Source organism: Burkholderia sp. HI4860 (assembly GCF_002223045.2).
Taxonomy (GTDB): Bacteria; Pseudomonadota; Gammaproteobacteria; order Burkholderiales; family Burkholderiaceae; genus Burkholderia.
Genome location: NZ_NKFO02000003.1, coordinates 721565 through 737625, shown reverse-complemented (window position 1 = coordinate 737625; position 16061 = coordinate 721565). Strand labels below are relative to the sequence as shown.

12 protein-coding genes are annotated in these 16061 nt (G+C 68.0%); 7 read left to right on the top strand and 5 right to left on the bottom strand.

Features of this window, described 5'->3' with window-relative positions:
- The first annotated feature begins 121 nt into the window (after nt 1-121).
- Together otsB and otsA are read left to right on the top strand one after the other, a co-directional pair.
- Nucleotides 122-874, top strand: coding sequence for a trehalose-phosphatase (gene otsB / locus CFB34_RS18585; protein ID WP_089439567.1), 753 nt, complete (start codon nt 122-124; stop codon nt 872-874).
- Nucleotides 871-2250 (top strand): alpha,alpha-trehalose-phosphate synthase (UDP-forming), encoded by a 1380-nt coding sequence (otsA, locus tag CFB34_RS18580; protein ID WP_089439568.1) that lies wholly within the window; start codon nt 871-873, stop codon nt 2248-2250. The genes otsB and otsA overlap by 4 nt, the downstream gene beginning before the upstream one ends.
- Before the next feature lie 76 nt (nt 2251-2326).
- Here otsA and CFB34_RS18575 read toward each other — a convergent pair whose 3' ends face one another.
- On the bottom strand, nt 2327-4159 hold the full coding sequence (locus CFB34_RS18575; RefSeq protein ID WP_089439569.1) for an ABC transporter ATP-binding protein: 1833 nt from the start codon (nt 4157-4159) through the stop codon (nt 2327-2329).
- Nucleotides 4160-4721: 562 nt separating this feature from the next.
- On the opposite strand from CFB34_RS18575, the gene CFB34_RS18570 reads away from it, so the two are divergent.
- From CFB34_RS18570 to CFB34_RS18560, 3 genes are all read left to right on the top strand, one after another.
- On the top strand, nt 4722-5786 hold the full coding sequence (locus CFB34_RS18570) for a glycosyltransferase family 4 protein (protein WP_006476459.1): 1065 nt from the start codon (nt 4722-4724) through the stop codon (nt 5784-5786).
- A 237-nt stretch (nt 5787-6023) separates the two neighbouring features.
- Nucleotides 6024-6830: a hypothetical protein gene (locus tag CFB34_RS18565; protein WP_089439570.1), complete on the top strand. Its 807-nt coding sequence runs from the start codon at nt 6024-6026 to the stop codon at nt 6828-6830.
- A 39-nt stretch (nt 6831-6869) separates the two neighbouring features.
- Nucleotides 6870-7334 carry a DUF2214 family protein gene (locus CFB34_RS18560; RefSeq protein WP_089439571.1) on the top strand — a complete coding sequence of 155 codons (465 nt, stop codon included), beginning with the start codon at nt 6870-6872 and terminating at the stop codon, nt 7332-7334.
- A gap of 78 nt (nt 7335-7412) precedes the next feature.
- Here CFB34_RS18560 and gudD read toward each other — a convergent pair whose 3' ends face one another.
- Nucleotides 7413-8765: a glucarate dehydratase gene (gene gudD / locus CFB34_RS18555; protein ID WP_089440371.1), complete on the bottom strand. Its 1353-nt coding sequence runs from the start codon at nt 8763-8765 to the stop codon at nt 7413-7415.
- Between the two features lie 358 nt (nt 8766-9123).
- Between gudD and CFB34_RS18550 the strand changes: the two genes are divergently transcribed.
- The gene (locus CFB34_RS18550; protein WP_069247513.1) at nt 9124-9873 is read left to right on the top strand and encodes a FadR/GntR family transcriptional regulator; all 750 of its coding nucleotides are present in this window, start codon (nt 9124-9126) and stop codon (nt 9871-9873) included.
- A gap of 137 nt (nt 9874-10010) precedes the next feature.
- Here the strand turns inward: CFB34_RS18550 and CFB34_RS18545 are convergent, their stop codons facing one another.
- The 3 genes from CFB34_RS18545 to pdxY form a co-directional block, all read right to left on the bottom strand.
- The gene (locus CFB34_RS18545; RefSeq protein WP_089439573.1) at nt 10011-11159 is read right to left on the bottom strand and encodes a branched-chain amino acid ABC transporter substrate-binding protein; all 1149 of its coding nucleotides are present in this window, start codon (nt 11157-11159) and stop codon (nt 10011-10013) included.
- Nucleotides 11160-11523: 364 nt separating this feature from the next.
- Nucleotides 11524-13680, bottom strand: a complete 2157-nt coding sequence (locus CFB34_RS18540; RefSeq protein ID WP_089439574.1) for a phospholipase C, phosphocholine-specific — start codon at nt 13678-13680, stop codon at nt 11524-11526.
- A gap of 280 nt (nt 13681-13960) precedes the next feature.
- Entirely contained in the window at nt 13961-14821 is an 861-nt protein-coding gene (pdxY, locus tag CFB34_RS18535; RefSeq protein WP_039348286.1) for a pyridoxal kinase PdxY, read from the bottom strand.
- 173 nt (nt 14822-14994) lie between these two features.
- Between pdxY and CFB34_RS18530 the strand changes: the two genes are divergently transcribed.
- Nucleotides 14995-16056 carry an alpha/beta hydrolase gene (locus CFB34_RS18530; RefSeq protein ID WP_089439575.1) on the top strand — a complete coding sequence of 354 codons (1062 nt, stop codon included), beginning with the start codon at nt 14995-14997 and terminating at the stop codon, nt 16054-16056.
- Nucleotides 16057-16061: the final 5 nt, after the last annotated feature.

The following is a 16061-nucleotide window of genomic DNA, read 5'->3' as shown; positions in this document are numbered from 1 at the left end:
GTGACGCCAGCGCCGCACCCGTTTCGCCCATCTCGATGCGCAGGCGCGGTAAGATGCGCACAATTCCATTCGCGCAGCGGCCGCCCGGCGTTTGCCGGCCGGCCCTCATACTATCGAATCGATGCAATCCGTTCCGGCTTCCCTGTCCCTGACCGACACCGCGTTCTTCTTCGACTTCGACGGCACGCTCGTCGAACTGGCGCCGACGCCCGACAGCATTCATGTTCCGCCGTCGCTGTTGACGCTGCTCGACGCGTTGCAGCGCCGCTCGCACGGCGCGGTCGCGATCGTGTCCGGGCGCGGCATCGACAACATCGACACGTTCCTGAAGATGCCCGGCATGCCGATCGCCGGCCTGCACGGCGCGGAGCGCCGCGATGCGAACGGCGACACGCAGCGCATCGGCTTCAACGACGAACGCCTGCTGCGCATCGAGCGCGAGCTGGCGGCCGTCGTCGACCGTCATCCGGGCATGCTGCTCGAAATCAAGGGCGCGGCCGTCGCGCTGCACTACCGCAACGCGCCCGAGCGCGAGGCGACGGCGCGCGCGGCCACCGAGCGCCTCGTCGCCGACTATGCCGATGCGTATGTGCTGCAGCCGGGCAAGATGGTGTTCGAGATCAAGCCGAAAGGCGTCGACAAGGGGCGCGCGCTCGCTGCGTTCCTCGACGAGCCGCCGTTTGCCGGCCGTGTGCCGGTGTTCGCGGGCGACGACCTGACCGACGAGAAGGGCTTCGCGGTGGTCAACGCGCGCGGGGGGCTGTCGATCAAGATCGGCGCGGGCGAGACGTCCGCCCGCACGCGGCTCGATTCGGTCGACGCGCTGCATGAGCAGATCGCGCGCTGGCTCGGTGCGGAGCAGCCGGACGCATGAGTCGCCTCATCATTGTTTCAAACCGCGTCGCGCCGATTTCGGAAGGCGAACCGGCGGCGGGCGGTCTTGCGATCGGTGTCTACGATGCGCTGAAGGAGACGGGCGGCATGTGGTTCGGCTGGAGCGGCGAGGTCGTCGCGTCCGGCGCACCGCAGATCCGCGTCGAGGAGCACGGGCCGGTGACGTTCGCGACCATCGGCCTGTCGCGGCGCGACTACGACCAGTATTACCGCGGCTTCTCGAACGCGACGCTGTGGCCCGCGTTTCACTACCGCACCGACCTGATCCAGTACGACCGTCACGAGTTCGAAGGCTATGGCCGCGTGAACGTATGGCTCGCCCAGCAGCTCGTGCCGCTGCTGCAGGACGACGACGTGATCTGGGTGCACGACTATCACCTGATCCCGTTCGCGCGCGCGCTGCGCGCGGCCGGCGTGAAGAACCGCATCGGCTTCTTCCTGCACATCCCGTTTCCGGCTGCGCAGGTGCTCGTCAGCGTGCCGCCGCATCGCGACCTCGTCGAGTCGCTGTGCGCGTTCGACCTGCTCGGCTTCCAGACCGAACCCGACCTGCGCGCGTTCTGCGATTACGTCGAGTCGGAAGCGGACGGCGCGATCGAGCGCAACGGCCACCTGGCGACGGTGCGCGCATTCGGCCGGACGCTGCGCGCGGCCGCCTATCCGATCGGCGTGCATCCGGACGAGATCGCGTCGCTCGCGCAGGCCGGCGAGCACGGCAAGGCGGTGCGCACGCTCGCGACGTCGCTGCGCGGCCGCAAGCTGATCATGAGCGTCGACCGGCTCGATTACTCGAAGGGGCTCGTCGAGCGCTTCCGCGCGTTCGAGAAGCTGCTCGAGCACGAGCCGTCGCATCGCAATCGCGTGTCGTTCCTGCAGATCGCGCCGTCGACGCGCGCGGAGCTGCGCGCGTACCAGGACATCCGCCTGCAGCTCGAAGGGGAGTCGGGGCGCATCAACGGACGCTTCGCCGAGCTCGACTGGGCGCCGATCCTCTATATCCATCGCCAGTACGACCGCCAGCTGCTCGCTGCGCTGTACCGGCTCGCGCGGGTCGGCTACGTGACGCCGCTGCGCGACGGGATGAACCTCGTCGCGAAGGAATACGTATCCGCGCAGAACCCGGAGGACCCGGGCGTGCTCGTGCTGTCGCGCTTCGCCGGCGCCGCACGCGAGCTGACGGGGGCGCTGATCGTCAATCCGATCGATATCGACGGGATGGCCGATGCGCTGTCGCAGGCGCTGACGATGCCGCTCGCCGAGCGGCGCGCGCGTTATACGGACATGATCGCGCAGCTTCGCGAAAACAACGTGTCGGTGTGGCGCGACAACTTCCTGCGCGATCTGCAGCACGCGTAAACGGCGGTTCGTCGAGCAATAAAAAAGCCGCAGTGCGTGAAGCACTGCGGCTTTTTTGTCGGCTGCAGCCGAGGTGTCAGGCCACGCGTTCGCCGGTCGGCGTGCTGCCGTCCGGTGCGGGGTGATGGCGGCCGTGCTGTTTCGCGAGCAGGTCGCGGTACAGGCCCGGGCGGTTGCGCAGCACGTCGGGCGGGCCGTCGTCGATTACCTTGCCGTTGTTCATCACGATGATCCGGTCGAAGTTGCGCAGCGTCGACAGGCGGTGAGCGATCGCGATCACCGTGCGGCCGACCATCAGGCGGTCGAGCGCGCTCTGGATCGCTTCCTCGGATGCGCTGTCGAGCGCGGACGTCGCTTCGTCGAGCAGCAGGATCGGCGCATCCTTCAGGATCGCGCGCGCGATCGCGATGCGCTGGCGCTGGCCGCCCGACAGCTTGACGCCGCGGTCGCCGACGATCGTGTCATAGCCTTCGGGCATCGCTTCGATGAATTCCGCGCAGCGCGCGTCGCGCGCGGCGGCGAGCACTTCGTCGCGGGTCGCGTCGGGGCGGCCGTACGCGATGTTGTCGTAGATCGTCCGGTGCAGCAGCGAGATGTCCTGCGGCACGAGCGCGATCGCCTGGCGCAGGCTGTCCTGCGTGATCGTCTTCACGTCCTGGCCGTCAACCTGCACGGCGCCGTCCTGCGTGTCGTAGAAGCGCTGCAGCAGCGCGAGCACGGTCGACTTGCCGGCGCCCGACTTGCCGATCAGGCCGACGCGCTGGCCCGGCTCGATATGAAGATCGAAGTGGTCGAGGATCGCGCGGCGGTGCGGATACGCGAACGTCACGCGCTCGAAATCGACGCGGCCGCCCTTGGCCGACAGCGGCTGCGCGTCGGAGCGGTCCGGCATCCCGTGCGGCTCGAGCAGTGTCTTGACGGCTTCGGACAGGCGCGCGATGTGCTGCGTGACGTCGACGAGCGCGACCGCGAGATCGCGCGTGCCGTGCAGGATCGTGAAGCCGAGCGAGCTGACGAGCACGATGTCGCCCGACGTCGCGCGGCCCTGGTCCCACAGCCACAGCGCCCAGCCGAGCAGGCCGGCGGACAACATCGCGGTGATCACCGCGTGCAGCAGGCGCAGCTTCTCGAGATAGAGCAGGCTCTGCTGGCGCGCATCCATCTCGGCCTTGACCGTCGCGCCGAAGCGCTTCTGCTCGCGCAGCGTCATCCCGAACGCACGCACGAGGCCCATGTTGCCGATCACGTCGACGAGCTCGCCGTCGACCGCCGCAGCCTTCGCCGCGAACGCGTGGTGGCGGGCCGAGCCGCGCCCGGCGAGCTTGAACAGGATGACGGACAGCACGGCCGAACAGCCGAGCAGGCCGGCGGCCATCATCGGATTGACGACGATGATCATCAGGATCGCGCCCATCACCGCGATGCACGGCGGCAGCACGTTCCACGCCATCGTGTTCTCCGACGTGTAGACGGCGTTCGACGTGGCCGTGATGCGGCTCGCCAGCGTGCCGGGCTGCTTTTCGGCGTAGTAGGTGGGCGAATGGCCGATCAGGTACTGGAACAGGTCGCGCCGCAGGTCGCCGGTGACCGCGACGAACGTGTGCGCGGCGAACCAGCCGCCGACGCGCCACAGCAGGTTGTCGGCCGCAATCAGCCCGACGAGCAGCGCGAACGCGCTCCACAGCGGGCCGGGGTGATGCCGCCCGGTCGCCAGCACGTCGATCAGGTGCTTGATCGCGTATTGCGAGCCGAGCGCGCAGCCGACGGCGGCCAGCACGCTGAAGAGCACGATCAGGTGGGCGACGGGATGCAGGCGGATGTAACGGAACAGGAACGCGATCGGTCGATGCGCGTAGCTCGACAGCTTCGCGTTGTGGGCGTTGCGCTGGGCAGGGGTGAGAGATTCCAAAATATGCGTGCGGTGATTCGGTGAGTGAGCGTGGCGGCTGGATCGCAGGCCGGCGTTCGCCCGGACTGAATAATCCGGCATTGTAAACAAGCCCGCGTGTCGCGCTGCGCGAATCTTGCCTTGGCCAGGGGCTCGCGGTCGATTTTGAGATAAAATCCGGCATCCCGTCCTGCCTCATGTGCCGGAATCACGCTGCCGGCGGTCACGGGGTCAAGGAATGCCAAAAGGGCCTTCCACTCTAGAACGGACACCCGAGTCCGCGGGTTGCAAAGTGTTGCACCTTTGTAACAAAGTAAAGTGTTTGAAATGTTGTGCGCCGTATCGGGATTAACCCTAGATAATCGGCTCCGGGTTCGATTCCAGGTTTTTACGAACCCCTGTCAACGGGTCTTCGTTTCAAACGTTCTATGCCTGTCGCGTCGCCGACGCTCCTTGAGCAGCGCGGGTTTGACGCCCCCGGCAGGCTGATTCGTCCGATCTTCGGACGACACGCATCCAGCCCGGACCGCCGGCAGGTTGCCGACCCATACCTGGTTTTTAGCCGATTTTTTAGGAGTTACGCATGCGAATCGCCCAAATCGCTCCGTTGCACGAAGCGGTGCCCCCGAAACTGTACGGTGGTACCGAGCGAGTGGTGTCCTACCTCACCGAAGCACTCGTCGAGATGGGGCATGACGTCACGCTCTTCGCGAGCGGCGATTCGCAAACCTCCGCGAAGCTCGAAGCCTGCTGGCCGCAGGCGCTGCGCCTCGACCCGACGATCCGCGACGTGATGGCCCCGCACATGCTGCTCCTCGAGCAGGTGCGCCGCCGCGCGGAAGAGTTCGATGTCCTGCACTGCCACATCGACTACTACCCGTTCTCGCTGTTCTCGCGCCAGCCGGTCCCGCATCTGACGACGATGCACGGCCGTCTCGACCTGCCGGAACTGCAGCCGATCTTCAACGCATTCAGCGACGTGCCGGTCGTGTCGATCTCCGACAACCAGCGCATCCCGCTGCCGCAGGCGAACTGGCTGTCGACCGTCTACCACGGCCTGCCGGAAAACCTGCTGACGCCGATCCCGAACGTCAAGCCGAGCTACCTCGCGTTCCTGGGCCGCATCTCGCCGGAGAAGCGCGTCGACACGGCGATCCGCATCGCCGAGCAGGCCGGCCTGCCGATCAAGATCGCCGCGAAGCTCGACAAGGCTGACCGCGCGTACTACGAAGAGAAGATCAAGCCGCTGTTCGCGCTGCCGCACGTCGAGTACATCGGCGAAATCAGCGAGTCCGAAAAGACCGAATTCCTCGGCAACGCGCACGCGCTGCTGTTCCCGATCGACTGGCCGGAGCCCTTCGGCCTGGTGATGATCGAGGCGATGGCTTGCGGCACGCCGGTGATCGCGTTCAAGCGCGGCTCGGTGCCGGAAGTGATCGACAACGGCGTGTCGGGCTTCGTCGTGGAAGACGAGCTGTCGGCCGTTGCCGCGCTCAAGCGCCTCGATACGCTGCCGCGCGAGAAGGTCCGCGCTGCGTTCGAAGCCCGCTTCTCGTCGAAGGTGATGGCGCAGAACTACGTGAAGGGCTACGAGGAGTTGCTGCGCCAGAAGCGCCGCACGGTGCTTCGCGAAGTCAACGCAAGCTGATTGCGGGCCACTGCCGCGCTGCGGCGCGCGGCTTGCCATCGACGCCCCGTCCGGGTTCCCGGCGGGGCGTTGTCACATCCACGGCGCTGATCTGTTGTATTCTCGCCGCGCCCGACGCCGCGAACGGCCCCCGAAGCGGCCCGGCAGGGCATCCGTCCGTCTGTCCAGACGGTAATGTCCCTATAATGGCCGTGCCGTGAAATCCGGCCCCGCACGAATATCCAGAGGAGAGCAGTCTTGGCGAGAACGAAATCCACGCGCGCAGCGCCGGCCCCCGGCGCCGGTGTGATCTTCGCGTTGCGTGCGATCGGTCTCGTGCTGCTCGCGCGCTGGCTGTTCTCGATGTCCCAGATGGGCTATCGCTCGTCGCTGTCGGCGATGGTGTCGTCGCCCTGGGCGTTCATCTACCTGCTGCTGATCTTCCTGCTGCTCGCATTGCCGGGCGCCGTCGCGCGCGCCGAACGGCCGTTCCATCCGCTGCCGCAATGGCTGCGCCAGGCGCTACGCGTCTTCGCGCTGATCGGTTTCCTGTTCGCGGTCTGGTCGATCGGCATGTTCGTCTGGGTGGACGGCTGGCGCCTCGCGCTGCATGCGGTGACGGCGACCAACGGCTGGCTCGTCGCCGCCCCGGCGCTTTATGCGGCGATCGTCTGGATCTGCCGCCCGCGGCCGCTGTGGCGGACCAACGTGGCCGCCCGCCGCTTCGCGGTCGGCCGTTATGCGATTTCGCTCGACGTGCTGACGCGCACCGCGATCGTGTGGATGGAAAGCCGCAAGGTCGGCCAGTACGATGCGCGCGAGCTGTCGGTGCGCTGGCCCGGCCGCGCGGCGCCCGCCGCAGCCGAGGGTGCAGCGGACGCGCAGCCGGCCGTCGTGCCGCCGCGCCGCGGCAGCTTCTTCAATCGGCCGAAGGTCGAACTGCTGTGGGATTCGCCGGCGGCCGTCGGCCACAACCGGCAGATCGTCATGCGTGCGCCGCTCGCGACCGAAGGCGATCGCGTCGCGGTGCTCGCGCTCGACGCGGCGCTCAAGCAGATCGTCTGACAAGTCCCGCGCACGGCATGCGGGCGACAAGGAGGGGTGATGATCGTCCGCTGGTTGCTGGCTGCCATTCACCTGAGTGCGTTCGGCGTCGCGTTTGCCGCGATCGCGGGGCGTAACCGCGCGTTGCGCCGGCTCATCGCGTCGGCGCAGGCGGCCGACTTGCCCGGCGTATTCAAGGCGGATGCCGCGTGGGGGCTATCGGCACTCGTGCTGATCGCGACGGGCCTGATGCGCGCGTTCGGCGGGTTCGAGAAAGGCGCCGCGTACTACCTGCACGAACCGCTCTTTCACCTGAAGATGACCGCGCTCGTGGTGATCCTGCTGCTCGAGGTCGTGCCGATGCTCGGGCTGATCCGGTGGCGCATTGCAACGCGTCAGCAGCGGATGCCCGATCTCGGCCGTGCGCGCACCTATGTGCGGATCGGCCATTGGCAGGCGGTGCTGGTGATCGTCATCGTGTTCGCCGCGTCGGGGATGGCGCGGGGGATTGGGGCGGCCGGCTAGGCCTGGCCGGGTAGGTGCGGCCGGCTAGGCCTGGCCCAGGCTCGACCGGGCGACCCTGTCGCCCGGCCGCACCCGCACTCAGCGCACGAGGCAGGGGCGCTTGTTGTTGAAGGTCCAGCCCGGAATCAGATACTGCATCGCCGCCGCGTCATCGCGGGCGCCGAGCCCGTGCTGCTTGTACAGCTCGTGTGCGACCGCGACGGCATCCATGTCGATATCGATGCCGAGCCCCGGCCGTTTCGGCACTTCCACCAGTCCGTTCTCGATCTTCAGCGGTTCGCGCGTCAGCCGCTCGCCGTCCTGCCAGATCCAGTGCGTGTCGATCGCGGTGACCTGGCCTGGTGCCGCGGCCGCGACGTGCGTGAACATCGCGAGCGACACGTCGAAGTGGTTGTTCGAATGCGAACCCCACGTGAGGCCCCAGTCGCGGCACATCTGCGCGACGCGCACCGAACCCTGCATCGTCCAGAAGTGCGGGTCGGCGAGCGGGATGTCGACGGCCTGCAACTGCACCGCGTGACCCATTTGCCGCCAGTCGGTCGCAATCATGTTGGTGGCGGTCGGCAGCCCCGTCGCGCGGCGGAATTCGGCCATCACCTCGCGGCCCGAGTAGCCGTTCTCCGCGCCGCACGGATCTTCCGCGTACGCGAGCACGTGATGCTGGTCGCGGCACAGCCGCACGGCCTCGTCGAGCGACCACGCGCCGTTCGGGTCGAGCGTCACGCGCGCGTCGGGGAAGCGCTCGGCGAGCGCCGTTACGGCCTCGATCTCGCTCGCGCCTTCGAATACGCCGCCCTTCAGCTTGAAGTCGTTGAAACCGTAGCGCGCATGCGCGGCCTCGGCCAGCCGCACGACGGCCTCGGGCGTCAGCGCGGCTTCGTCGCGCACGCGCGTCCAGTCGTCGGTCGCGCCGCTGCCGTCGCGGTAGGCGAGCGCGGTCTTCGTGCGGTCGCCGATGTAGAACAGGTAGCCGAGCATTTCGACGCGCTCGCGCTGCTGGCCCTCGCCGAGCAGCGCGGCGACCGGCACGCCGAGATGCTGGCCGAGCAGGTCGAGCAGCGCGGCTTCGAGCGCGGTGACCGCGTGGATCGTCGTGCGCAGGTCGAAGGTCTGCAGCCCGCGGCCGCTCGCGTCACGATCGGCGAAGGTGCGCCGCACGTCGTTGAGCACCGCGTGGTAATTGCCGACCGGCTGGCCGACGACGAGCGCGCGCGCATCGTCGAGCGTGCGGCGGATGCTTTCGCCGCCCGGGACTTCGCCGACGCCGGTGCGGCCCGCGCTGTCCTTCAGGATCACGAGGTTGCGGGTGAAGAACGGGCCGTGTGCGCCGCTCAGGTTGAGCAGCATGCTGTCGTGGCCGGCGACCGGAATCGCTTGCAGGTCGACGATACGCGGCGTGTCGTGGGTGGGCGAGGCAGTGACGGCGTTCATGGGCGGCGATGGCGAAAGGGTGGGCAATGCCGTGCGGCAAAAGCTTTGCCGCGCGCGACGGGAGGTGCGATCATTCGACAACCGACATGCGCGGCGCGCAAGCCCCGCAGGTCGACGCAACCCGAAAACGGGGTGGGGCGACAACCTGACCGGCGGAGCGCGGAACGCGAACGCTGGCTGATCGTCAAGCATGGGACAAGGCGTTGCAGGCATGCTCGCTTGAGTCGACAGGAGATCCGTGTTTCGATCATCAGTCGTCGGATGACTTGTGACGCAGTATAATGAATCATCGGCTTTCGCTCAAACCCCGCGTAAACCCTCGGCTCACATTACGATCATTCAAAAAGGAACCGGCCTCATGTCCGTGCCTACGCTTCCCGCAGCGCCGCGCCGTCGCGCACGCAGCCTCGCACAAGATGTCGTCGACGCGCTGACCGCGCAGATCGAAAACGGCACGCTGCGTCCCGGCGACAAGCTGCCGACCGAAACCGAAGTCATGGCGGCGCAGGGGGTGAGCCGGACGGTCGTGCGCGAGGCGATCTCGCGGATGCAGGCGAGCGGCCTCATCGAGACGCGCCACGGCATCGGCAGCTTCGTGCTGGAGCCGTCGCGCCGCCAGACGCTCGGCATCGACCCGGCGACGATCACGACGCTGCGCGACGTGCTCGCGGTGCTGGAACTGCGCATCAGCCTCGAGAGCGAATGCGCGAGCCTGGCCGCGCAGCGCGCGAACGATACCGACCTGGCCGCGCTGCGGCGCGCGCTCGACGCGATCGCATCGGGGGCGGGCGGCGGCCGCGACACGGCGCAGCTCGACTTCCAGTTCCACCTGCAGATCGCGCAGTCCACCGGCAACCGCTATTTCGTCGACATCATGACGCAGCTCGGCACGTCGATCATTCCGCGCACGCGCGTGAATTCGGCCCGCTTTGCCGGCGACGATCTGGAGCGCTACGTCGGCCGGCTGAACCACGAGCACGAGGATATCTACGAGGCGATCGCGCGCCACGACCCGGAAGCGGCACGCGCCGCGATGCGCACGCACCTCACCAACAGCCGCGAGCGGCTGCGCCGCGCGCACGAGGCGGCCGAGGCCGAGGCCGGCTGACGCACCGGGCGGCGCGGCCCACGGCGCCGCCGGCCCGGTCGAATCGCCTCAACATCAGTCGTCATACAAGATCGATCTCCATTCATCGATCGCCGGGGCCGGGCGGCGTGGCCGCCGCCGGCCGCCGGCACCGCCGATCAGCCTCCCTTCGTCGTGATCGTCTTCCACGCGCCGCTCTTCACCTGGTACAGCGTCGACATCCCGCTCTTCAGCGAGCCGTCGCTCGCGAACGAGATGCGGCCGGTCACGCCTTCGAAGTCGATCTTCTTCAGCGCCGGTCGATAGACCTTCGGGTCGGTCGAGCCGGCCGCCTGCATCGCCTTGATCGCCGCCCACGCCGCGTCGTAGCCGAACTGCGCGTACGACAGCACGTCGACGCCGAAGCGCTTCTTGAAGCGTGCCTCGAAATCCTTCCCTTGCGGCAGCTCGTCGAGCGGCCGGCCGTATTCCCACGCCATCGCGCCCTCGGCGGCCGGGCCCGCGATCTTGATGAACTCGTTGTCCTTCACGCCGCCGCCGCCGACGAACTGCGCGTTCAGCCCAAGCTGGCGCATCTGCTTGATGAAGTTCGCGGCGAGCGAATCGAGGCCGCCGAAGAAGATCAGGTCGGGGTTCTTCGCCTTCAGGCTCGTGATCTGCGCGCGGAAGTCGACCGCCTGGTTGCTGGTGAATTCGCGGCCGATGAGGTTGCCGCCCGCGGCCTTCACGGCCTTCTCGAACTCGTCGGCTTCGCCCTGGCCGAATGCGGTGCGGTCGTCGATGATCGCGATGCGCTTCGCCTTCGTCACGTCGACCGCGTACTTGCCCGCGTTGCCGGCGTTCTGGCCGTCGGTCGCGATCACCATGAACATGTTCGCGAGCCCGCGCGCGGTGAGCGTCGGGTTGGTCGCGGCCGGATCGATCACCGGGATGCCGGCCTTGTCGTAGACGACCGACGCCGGAATCGTCGTCCCCGAGTTGAAGTGGCCGACCACGACCGACACGTTCTGGTCGACGAGCGCCTGCGCGGCCTGCACGCCGATGCGCGGGTCGGCCTGGTCGTCCTGCACGACGAGGTTGAAGTGGGCAGGCTTGCCGGCGATCTGCACCTTCTGCGCGGCGGCATCGTCGAGCGCGAGCTGCACGCCGTTCTGCAGGTCCTTGCCGTAACCGGCGTTCACGCCGGTGAGCGGCGCGGCGAAGCCGACCTTCACGTCGGTCGTATCGGCGGCCTGGGCGGCCTGTTGCGAGAGGAGGGCAAGCGCGGATGCAATCGACACCGACAGCAGGGAATGACGGAATTTCATGTTGTTCCTCTTGTTCGACACCTGCGAGTGAGTACCGCATGCGCCCGGGCGGGCCGGGTGCGTGCGACGGGCGGGCGGTTCGACCGCTTCTCGGAATCGGGCGGGGAGGTCGGCAGCGTTATCCTCGGAAGAATCTCCCGTCAGGCTCCGCGAAGAAGAGCCCCGATCGCCTCGATATATAGGTCGCCGATATGCCCGGGTCTTGGCAATTCGCCGCGCATTCGGTGCGGATTTGCGCATAGCTTCCGCGCGTGCGGCGGCAGCCGGTATCGGGAGTTTCCCGTCGCGAACGGAGCGGGCGGAGAGGAGGGGGAAACAGGGAGGCGGCGCGGCCCGCCGGGGCCGCGCCGCGCACGCGACGCCGTCAGTCGGACAGGGCGTCCGATGCGGCTTCGGCTTCGGCTTCGGCATCGTCGTGCGATGCGTGCGTGCGGATCAGCGGATCGCTGGTGCTCGGGCGGCCGGTTTCGACGTGACCCGCGAAGCGGCGCAGGAAGCCGAGCAGGCGGCCGTCGCTGACGGTCAGGTCGTACCAGCCGTGGCTGCCGCGCAGATCCCAGTAGTCGTCGACCTGCTGGCCCGGCGCGAGGTCGAACGTGCGCGCGCGGCCGTGGCCGTACGCGTTCGTGACCTTGAGCCGCACGGCCTTGTGGCCGCGGTTCATCAGGCGCAGCGTGATGTTGCCGTTCGCGACGTCGTAGCCGTAGATCACCTCGGGGTTCACGTTCGCGCTGCCGACGCCGGTCGCGAACGGGCCGCGGAAATGGCAGTAGAAGCCGTTCGGGCCGTACACGTCGAGGTCGTACAGGCCGAGCGACGCCGCGGCGCTCCACGTGTCGGCGATCCGCTTGCCGGCTTCGACCGTGTACGCCCACGGGCCGTCGAGGCGATTGCGCGACTGCACCTGGAACGCGGCGCCTGCCCGGCCCGTGTTCGCGAAGGTCAGCCGGAACAGGCCGTTCACCGATTCGACGCGGCCGTGCACGAACAGCTCGTACGGCAGCGCGCGCGCCGGCCGCAGCCCGGCCTCCTGCTTCGGCAGCTTCTGCAGCACCGGCGGCACGGGGATGTAGTCGGGATGGCGCAGGCGGTCGGGCGGCGCATAGCTGCTCGTGTCCGGCAGCGTCGGCCAGCCGGCGTCGGCCGTCGCGAAATCGAACGCGGCGGTCAGGTCGCCGCACACCGCGCGGCGCCACGGCGAGATGTTGCCGGCCTTGACTGGGTATTGCGCGCCGAAACGTGCCTCGATGAATTGCAGCAGCGACGTGTGATCGTAAGTCTGCGAGCAGACCCAGCCGCCCTTCGTCCACGGCGACACGACGAGCATCGGCACGCGCGGCCCGAGCCCGTACGGGCCGGCCATGTGCGATGCGTTGCCGGGGAACACCTCGTTGGTGGTCGCGACCGTCGACAGCCCGTTGTCGCGCGACTGCGGCGCGAACGGCGGCGGCACGTGGTCGAAGAAGCCGTCGTTTTCGTCGTACGTGATGAAGAGCGCGGTCTTGCTCCATACCTCCGGATTCGACACGAGTGCCTGCAGCACCTGCTCGATGTACCACGCGCCGTAGTTCGCCGGCCAGTTCGGATGCTCGGAATACGCTTCCGGCGCGCAGATCCACGACACCTGCGGCAGCGTGCCGTTCTTCACGTCCTGCTGCAGGATGTCGAACAGCGTGCCGCCCGCGCTGATGTTGGTGCCGGTGCGTGCCTTGTCGTACAGCGGCGTGCCGGGCAGCGCGTTGCGGTACTGGTTGAAGTAGAGCAGCGAGTTGTCGCCGTAGTTGCCGATGTACGGGTTCTGCGTCCAGCCCCACGACCCGGCGGCGTTCAGGCCGGTGCCGACGTCCTGGTAGATCTTCCACGACACGCCGGCGTTTTCCAGCACTTCCGGATAGGTCGTCCAGCCGTAGCCCGCTTCCTCGTTGCCGAGCACCGGGCCGCCGCCCGTGCCGTCGTTGCCGACGTAACCCGTCCACATGTAGTAGCGGTTCGGGTCGGTCGAGCTCGGGATCGCGCAGTGGTACGCGTCGCAGATCGTGAACGCGTCGGCGAGCTGGTAGTGGAACGGGATGTCCTCGCGCTTCAGGTACGCCATCGTCGTGGTGCCCTTGTTCGGCACCCACTGGTCGTAGCGGCCCTTGTTCCACGCGGCGTGCATGTCCTGCCAGCCGTGCGGCAGGTCCTGCAGGAACTGCAGGCCGAGCTTGTCCGCGCCCGGGTGGAACGGCAGCAGCTCGGCCGGGCCGACCGGCTGGTGGAACACCGACTTGCCGTTCGCGAGGCGCAGCGGACGCGGGTCACCAAAGCCGCGGACACCGCGCATCGTGCCGAAGTAGTGGTCGAACGAGCGGTTCTCCTGCATCAGGATCACGATGTGTTCGATATCGCGGATGGTGCCGGTGCGGCGGTTCGCGGGAATCGCAAGCGCATCGCGAATCACGGGGGGGAACAGGTTCAGCGCGGCGGCGCCGGCGGTGCCGGCAGCGACGCGCAGGAAGTCACGACGGTTCGATCGGGTCATGGTCGTTATCGTGCGGTAAAGGGGGGAGCCGATTGGCGGGACCTGCTGGAAGGGCGCGCCCGGGTCGCAGGATGCGGCTGCGCCGGGTGGTGCCGCCGCGAGCATAGCGGGGAATCGGTGTCATTCATGTGAAGTCCGGAAACGTTTGCATCCGCATCAAAGCGATATCGAGGCGGCGTCGGGGTGCAGGTCGCGGGCGGTCGCGGTGCGGCAGGGATGACGCGGGAAAGCAATGCGGCGGGGGATGCGCACCAGTGAAGCGGAGGGCGATGCGGGTGTGTCAGGCGTCCGTGACCCACGCGCCGAACCATTCGCTCGGGCGCGCGATTTCGTCCTGCGCGGCGACGAGTTCGAGCTCGTAGCGGCGCGCATCGTAGGTCGCCTTCACGACCGCATGCACGGCCGCGAGCGTGTGCTCGAACGCCGCGCGCACGGAGTCGCCGCGCAGCCGGCAGGCGACGAAGATCGCGCTGGTCAGGTCGCCGACGCCGACCGGATGGCGCGGAAACGCGTACAGCGGGCGCTGGCCGATCCACGCTTCGGTTTCGGTGACCGCGAGCATGTTGAAACGATCGGCGGGGCTGTTGCGGTCGTGCAGGTGCTTGACGAGGATGATCTGCGGGCCGCGACGGATCAGCGAGCGGCAGGCTTCGACGGCTTCGGCGACGGTTTCGATGCGCCGCCCCGCGAGCTTCTGCAGTTCCGTGTGGTTCGGCGACATGCCGTCCGCGAGCGCCGGCATCTCCTGGACGATGAATTCCTCGACGCCGGGCTCGGGCCGGATGCCGCCCGTCTGGCCCATCGCCGGATCGCAGAAGTACCACGCGTTCGGATTCATCGCCTTCACCGAGCGGACGATCTCGACGGCCGCACGGGCCTGCGGCGGTGAACCGAGGAAGCCGGACAGCACGGCGTCGCAGCGCTTGAGTGCGCCGATCGCGGCGATGCCGTCGACGAGCTGCTCCATCTTCGCGGCATCGATCGCGCTGCCGGCCCAGTGACCGTACTGCATGTGATTCGACAACTGGACGGTATTGAGCGGCCAGACGTTGACGCCGAGGCGCTGCATCGGGAACACGGCCGCACTGTTGCCGGCATGGCCGTAGATGACGTGCGACTGAATGCTGAGGACGTTTTTCATGGGAAGCGCCTGCACGCGTTTCAGGGTCACGTCACACGATACCCGAGTTCGTCGCGCGCGCGGAAGTCGCGCGGCCCCGGAGTGTTGCGCGCCGTCGTCAGCGCGACCGCGTAGAATCGCGGGGCGCGAGGCGGCCCGGCCGCCCGCGTGCGTCTCCAATCACCGTGATCGCCATGCTTTCGATTCGCAAGATGTTGTTTGCCGTGCGCGCCGCCGTGCTCGGCGCGGGTGTCGCCGTCGCGTGCGCCGCGCCTGCCGTCGCGGCCGCCGCATCGCCCGCCGGCAACGACGGGCCCGTGTATGGCCCGCGCCTGGAAGGGTTCACCTATCCGGCGCCCGTGCATCTCTACACGTTCGTGTCGCAGCGCGAAACCCTCGAGATGGCCTACCTCGACGTGCAGCCGGCCCACCCGAACGGCCGCACCGTCGTGCTGCTGCACGGGAAGAATTTCTGCGCGGCGACCTGGGAGGACACGATCGGCGTGCTGAGCCGCGCCGGCTATCGCGTGATCGCGCCGGACCAGATCGGCTTCTGCAAGTCGTCGAAGCCCGATCGCTACCAGTACAGCTTCCAGCAGCTCGCACGCAATACGCATGCGCTGCTCGAATCGATGGGGGTGAGGTCGGCGACGATCGTCGGCCACTCGACGGGCGGGATGCTCGCGATGCGCTACGCGCTGATGTATCCGAAGGCGACCGACCAGCTCGTGCTCGTGAACCCGATCGGCCTCGAGGACTGGAAGGCGCTCGGCGTGCCGCCGCTGCCGGTCGACTACTGGTATGCGCGCGAGCTGAAGACCACGGCCGACGGCATTCGCCGCTACGAGCAGGGCACGTACTACGCGGGCAAGTGGTCGCCGTCGTACGAGCGCTGGGTGCAGATGCTGGCCGGGATGTACCGGGGCGCCGGTCGCGACGCGGTCGCGTGGAACTCCGCGCTGATCTACGACATGATCCTCACGCAACCGGTGGTCTATGAACTCGGCGCGATCCGCGTGCCGACGCTGCTGATGATCGGCGACAAGGATACGACCGCGATCGGCAAGGACGTCTCGCCGCCCGACGTGCATGCGAAGCTCGGCCGCTACCCGGAACTCGCGAAGCGCACGCAGGCGGCGATCCCCGGCGCGCAGCTCGTCGAGTTCCCGGCGCTCGGCCATGCGCCGCAGATCCAGGATCCGGACGCGTTCCACAAGGCGCTGCTCGACGGGCTGGAGGCCGTGCACCCGCAGTGATGCGG